Origin of the sequence: Paracoccus rhizosphaerae (assembly GCF_026162645.1) — a bacterium.
GTDB lineage: Bacteria > Pseudomonadota > Alphaproteobacteria > Rhodobacterales > Rhodobacteraceae > Paracoccus > Paracoccus rhizosphaerae.
Genome location: NZ_JAOTBE010000144.1, coordinates 1 through 2295, shown reverse-complemented (window position 1 = coordinate 2295; position 2295 = coordinate 1). Strand labels below are relative to the sequence as shown.

At 62.3% G+C, this 2295-nt stretch carries 2 protein-coding genes; both read right to left on the bottom strand.

Annotated elements, in window-relative coordinates:
- A partial coding sequence (locus OC184_RS19915) for a recombinase family protein (protein ID WP_265508922.1) occupies nucleotides 1–966 on the bottom strand: 966 nt, incomplete at its 3' end.
- A complete protein-coding gene (locus tag OC184_RS19910; RefSeq protein WP_265508921.1) occupies nucleotides 963–1373 on the bottom strand; it encodes a recombinase family protein in 411 nt (136 codons plus the stop codon). The genes OC184_RS19910 and OC184_RS19915, both read right to left, overlap by 4 nt.
- Between the last annotated feature and the right edge of the window lie 922 nt (nucleotides 1374–2295).

Below are 2295 nucleotides of genomic sequence, written 5' to 3'. Positions count from 1 at the left end.
GCCTGACGCTGCGCAACCCACAAAGCTCCGCGCCAGCCCCCGTTGCCCAACCCGCCCAAACAGGCAAAAACCAAACCCGGAGTCTCGCTCACGCTGGATAAAAGTTGGGGGCAACGTCACCGCGACCTGCCATTCGCCGACGGGGTTGAGGCGTGAGACGCGTCGCTCGGTGTCCGGGTTCTTGCTGTAGGTCAGCCGGTTCCAGACCAGCCTGCCGATATAGAGTTCGTTGTTCAGGATGCCGGTGCCGCGGGCGGCGTTGCCGTTGATGGTGTTCTGCTTCCAGTGGCCGGAGGACTTGCGCTTCGTGCCGACGGAGGGGGAGGGGATACCCTCGGCGTTGAGTGTGGCCGCGATCTTCAGCGGTGAGGCACCGGTTGCATTGTCGCGGAAAATGCGCCGGATGATTCCGGCCTGCACCTGGTCAATCTCCAGCAGCCCCGTCACCGGCACCCCGCGCGCGTCCATGCCTTGCCTGTAGCCATAGCTCCGCCCGCCGCCGCTCATCCCCTTCTCGATGCGCCCTTCGAGGCCGCGCCGGGTCTTGAAGGCCAGATCTTCGAGATAAATTGCCGCCATCGTCGAGGACAGGCCGAGGGTCAGGACATCCACCTTGCCGCGGCCGGTGGTGTGGATCTCGACGCCGTTGAAGCTCGCGGTCTTGTAGAAGCGCACCATGTGCTCGGGGTCGCGCGAGATCCGGTCGGTAGATTCAGCCAGCACGATGTCGAAGGTGCCCGACGCCAGTGCGTGGGACAGGTCGACGAAGCCCTCTCGCGCTCGGCTGAGGGAGCCGCTGACGGCGCCGTCGGAATATCGTGCGACCACCGTCCAGCCGCGCTGCCTGGCGTGGCGCTCGGCCTGTCGAAACTGATCCTCGATCGACTCGCCCCGCTGCATGTCGGTCGAGTAGCGCGCGTAGAGGGCGACGCGGCGCGGTGCCGCAGGGAAGGTGTGCTGGTTCATCGCCGAGCCCTTGCGGCGATGCCTCTCTTGGTGAGCGCCGAATGCACGCTTCGGGGATCAGGCTGAAGCGTCTCGGCCCTGATGGTCCCGCCGTGCACGCAGATGACACAAACACCGCAAGTCTCGCACATGCGGACAAACTCGACGCAGGCGTCGATGTCTCGGGAGATTCGGCCGAGATCCTGCGCAAGCACGATATCGGCCCGTCCCGCACTCACGGCCTCACAGAGCGCACGGAAGCCGTCCTTGTTCGTCATGCCGCTTGCACCGTTGTCCACGAAGATCTCGCCAATGGTCCAACCCTGCGCTGCGGCATGGCCCGTGCAGATGCGCCTCTGCTCGGCGACCGCCGCCTCGTCATGCACGGCGGAGCGCAGGTAGATAAGGGCAATGGTCTCGTTGCTCACGGGCAGATCCTTCTCTTGGGTCTGGTGAATAGTCTGTCGAAGTAAGGGAAGCGTTCACGACAACGGTGAGATGTTGATGCCCGACCGGACATCCGGCTGTAGTGTCCCCTCATCGCGTCAGGCGTCGCCTCCTTCTTCTCCCGCTCCTGCGAGAGTCTCTGGACCGCGGCTTCTGCGAGAAGGCTGATCAGTTTGTCGAGGGGCACTGGCAGATCCTTTCTTGTCGGGCATCAAGCAACCGACACGGCAGATCTCCCAACTCTCTCACAGGGTCGCCATAGCGCCCGCAGGGGATGACCCTGCGGGCGCGCGTGCATGGACAGATCATATATCTCTCGGCAAGAGCGGCATGAGGGGCGTGGATTGGATGATGCCCAGCCAACGACGTCAAACAGCCGACATAGCGGTCATCGGGCTGGATACACGAGTGTCAAGCGCGCTTTGTTTGCGGGCGGGGGCTACAGAACCTCTCGCCGCAATGCCCCTCCATAAGCAATGCTTTGTCAGCTTGAAGATAACCCTTGCCTGCCGACCATTAGCTCATGCGGAAATTGGAGATGGTTGCGTCACGGGCCGGTGAGTGAAACGAGCTTCTTCATACCTCCAGAATTGCCTTTCGCGCTTGCCAAACATCCTCCACTCGGCAGAGTAAGCAGGCAGGCGGTTGTTCCACTTCATGTCGTCCGACGGACAAAGCGGAGCTTTTAGCTTCGCCAACACTCCAAGGGGCACCACAATCCGCCGCCGCATGGATGCTTTTGATGTTTCAAAGGGGAAGAGCTTGGAACTGCCACAGCCTACGTGTCCGATCCCGGATGATCACATAGATCCTCGCCGGACGGCGCTTTTCGTGGCAAGATCTATCCTTGGCGAGGTTCGGGACGGGAGGCGAGGATGCTGATCTCTCTTCACAAGCAGGCAA